Consider the following 2,940-nt stretch of genomic DNA (forward strand, 5'->3'; position numbering starts at 1 on the left):
GGTTTACTATCTGCTCGTGGTATTCCGTATTCTTGTTGCATACCCCACGACTTTGTACCACTTCCAAAGCATCTGGGAAAAGAAGGACTGATTTAGTGGGTTGGGGGAGGACTGAAGAATTTGTCGTCATATTCTCGCAAATATGTCGTTATATTTAGTTGGAAATGACATCATATTTTCGTATATTTGCCGTTGAAAACCTAAGAACATGCCAGCCGATAAGGAAAAGTCCTCCCATTGACAGGTGGCGAAGCATCAAAGGCAGTACTTTGGAAGAAAATTCGTAATAATTAGTTAGCGGCAATATACGAAGTCTGTCGTCGCGATTGTTGAAAAGAAATAGAAGTTAAGCTATGAGCGTAGATAACGTATTAAGTAGAATCTTAGAAGTCGAACACGGATTTCAACATATCCTCGAAGGAGCTGATGAAATCCTTTCGATATACTCAAAGGAACAATGTTTTGAACTTGCCCTCACGTTGTTTGAGCATGAAGCCTATCAAGCCCGAATGTTGGCAACAACGATTTTGGGCAGATTGGCAACAGAAGATAATAATGCACTTCGTTTTCTGAAAGAGCGAATAAGCACCGACGAGAATTGGCGTGTGCAAGAAATGCTTGCAAAGGCTTTCGATGAAGTCTGCAAACACAGAGGGTATGAAGTTTCTTTACCTCTCATCGAAGAATGGCTGAATGATAACAATCCGAATGTTATTCGTGCGGTAACGGAGGGATTGAGAATTTGGACAAGTCGCCCATACTTCAAGGAAAATCCATCGGTGGCTATTGCTCTAATTGCTAAGCACAAGGCACACGAAAGCGAATATCTTCGGAAATCCGTAGGAAACGCTTTAAGGGATATAAGCAAGAAGCACGCAGAATTGATACGGCAAGAGGTGGAGCAATGGGATTTATCCAATCCTCGAATTCTGTTCACTTACAAACTTGCAGCAAAGTTGTTAAAGTAAAAACTTTTTGCGACTTTCTTTTGCTTCTTTTCTTTGGTCGCCTACTCGTGCAAAGAGAAAGAAAAGAAGCCACGCAAATTTTCGGTTTGTGTGGCTTTTACTATTATTCAGAAGGATATTTTTGCACTTTCGTTATTCTGTCTATGCGTTTGTTGGGCTGTCCGTCAAAAGCCCAATTTATTTCATCATCGGGCAAAGTGCTGTGAACGCTGCCACCCATCACCAACCCGCAATTTTGCAGGACTTTCTGCCGTGCTTCCTCCTTGCTCTCCGCAACCACATCAAACACTCCTTCAAAGACGTATTGTGTCCGAACTCTGTAAACTTTCTTCTTCATAATCTTAAAATTCAACCTTTAATAATCTGTATTCCTTTGGCTCTCCATTAGATAATTTGCGATGTGTGAGCCAAAAGTGATGTGCGCCATAGCCGTATGCAAAGAACTTGTCAAGTTCTGTTTCTTCAGCTATTTTGTTGATAGCCGACCTTAACTCCTCTTTGTTGTCGGATAGGGTTATTGCATTAATAACCCTAATGAGAATATGCGGTATCTCGTCCGCCCAATTGTAGATAATATTTTCAATCTCTGTTTTCATATCTCTGATAATTTAATGGTTCATACTTTATGCTGTTGCTTTCATTCTTCGGCTTATAAGACCTCGATTGGCGTTGACAAGGTTTACTATCTGCTCGTGGTATTCTGTATTCTTGTTGCATACCCCACGACTTTGCACCACCTCCAAAGTTTGTAATGATACTTCAATAGTTTCTATTCGCTTGCCTTCAATGGTAGCCGAAAGGATAAGGGAGTCCTCCTTGAGGTAATAGGCGTTGGAAAATACGCAATGGTGCATTGATACACCTTCTTCTAAATGCTCTTGTACACTCTCCAATACGTGGACTTGGATAGTGCCGTCTGTGAAACAGATACCAAAGAACTTGGATTTGAGTTCCTTGAAACGCTTTTCGTCTTCCATAGCCTTCTGCTGCTTCTGTTCTATCTCTTCCCTTTCACGCACTCTGAGAAGTTCCTCGTGTCTGCGGTCGTGTTCGCCTTTAAGGTCTGTGGGGCATAAATATTTTGGATTATGAATATCCTTTCCTAATCTTCTAAGTGTATCTACATAATCACTCCAAAGAGAAATGTCTGCTATCTCATAGCCGTTACGGACTGCAATCTTGTAGGATTGCCATCGTTCCTCAAAAGACTTCTTGTTACTAAGAAAGTAACGTAAATGGTCTGTGCTACCTGCCTTTAGCAATGTTTCCACACGGCTGTCTGTAAGCAATGCAGGAATAAGCTGGGTAGGCACGATGCCATAGAAATTATCCTTAAAACCATTTCTGCGAAGTATGTCTGTAACCTTGAACTTCGGATATATCGGTGAGTAGGCAATATGCTGATAGGCTTCATTATCGTTGCGTATCGCCATAGGACTATAATAGGAAAAGGTATCAACATAGTGTCCCAATACCCTCTGTATGGCAACCACAGCTTTTCGTCCCTGCATATTCCACCAATATTGCCCAATCTCAATTATAGAAGTCTGTGCTTTGTAACCTTTCTCCATACCCACAATAAGTAGGAACATACGTAATACTTGAAACTCTCCACAAGTGGTAAGTATAGTGAAATACTGCTTCTGCTGCAACTTGCGCTCATATGTGTCCTTGACCTGCAACTTTGCCCTGCAATAAGGGCAAGTACAAGTTTCTCTATGTTTGTTCATTACCCAACTATGCCCACAATCCATACAAGTAGTGCGACCTTTTGGCAATCGGTAGGCGAAGTGGTCTATGCACTCACGGAATGCCCACTTACTTTGTGTCGTGGTTATCGGGCGAAGATGCTTGCTTTGTTCCAAAACTGCCTTTTCAAATTTGTTTCTCGGTTTCATAGGCTTAAAAATCAAATAATGATGGTTGTACTTGGGTTGTTGCGTTCTCAGTCTTTTTCACTCGTGCGTTACGG

Annotated in this window: 4 protein-coding genes and 1 pseudogene; 1 reads left to right on the forward strand and 4 read right to left on the reverse strand. The window is 41.5% G+C overall.

Features of this window, described 5'->3' with window-relative positions; genetic code table 11:
- Positions 1-353 precede the first annotated feature (353 nt).
- Complete coding sequence (locus HXN26_RS10795; RefSeq protein ID WP_273161255.1) at positions 354-968, forward strand: DNA alkylation repair protein; 615 nt, start codon at positions 354-356, stop codon at positions 966-968.
- 103 nt (positions 969-1,071) lie between these two features.
- On the opposite strand, the gene HXN26_RS10800 is transcribed toward HXN26_RS10795, so the two are convergent.
- The 4 genes and pseudogenes from HXN26_RS10800 to HXN26_RS10815 form a co-directional block, all read right to left on the reverse strand.
- On the reverse strand, positions 1,072-1,305 hold the full coding sequence (locus HXN26_RS10800) for a hypothetical protein (RefSeq protein WP_273161256.1): 234 nt from the start codon (positions 1,303-1,305) through the stop codon (positions 1,072-1,074).
- 4 nt (positions 1,306-1,309) lie between these two features.
- The gene (locus HXN26_RS10805; RefSeq protein WP_006254192.1) at positions 1,310-1,564 is read right to left on the reverse strand and encodes a hypothetical protein; all 255 of its coding nucleotides are present in this window, start codon (positions 1,562-1,564) and stop codon (positions 1,310-1,312) included.
- 27 nt (positions 1,565-1,591) lie between these two features.
- The gene (locus HXN26_RS10810) at positions 1,592-2,866 is read right to left on the reverse strand and encodes a PcfJ domain-containing protein (protein WP_273161258.1); all 1,275 of its coding nucleotides are present in this window, start codon (positions 2,864-2,866) and stop codon (positions 1,592-1,594) included.
- Between the two features lie 4 nt (positions 2,867-2,870).
- Positions 2,871-2,940 (reverse strand): annotated as a pseudogene (locus tag HXN26_RS10815) (PcfK-like protein); the annotation flags it as partial.

Source organism: Prevotella aurantiaca (assembly GCF_015262605.1).
Lineage (GTDB): Bacteria > Bacteroidota > Bacteroidia > Bacteroidales > Bacteroidaceae > Prevotella > Prevotella aurantiaca.

What these genes read in the sequence shown, in the direction of transcription:
- HXN26_RS10795 (WP_273161255.1), top strand. Translation starts at nt 354, where the DNA reads ATGAGCGTAGATAACGTATTAAGTAGAATCTTAGAAGTCGAACACGGA.
- HXN26_RS10800 (WP_273161256.1), bottom strand. Translation starts at nt 1,305, where the DNA reads ATGAAGAAGAAAGTTTACAGAGTTCGGACACAATACGTCTTTGAAGGA.
- HXN26_RS10805 (WP_006254192.1), bottom strand. Translation starts at nt 1,564, where the DNA reads ATGAAAACAGAGATTGAAAATATTATCTACAATTGGGCGGACGAGATA.
- HXN26_RS10810 (WP_273161258.1), bottom strand. Translation starts at nt 2,866, where the DNA reads ATGAAACCGAGAAACAAATTTGAAAAGGCAGTTTTGGAACAAAGCAAG.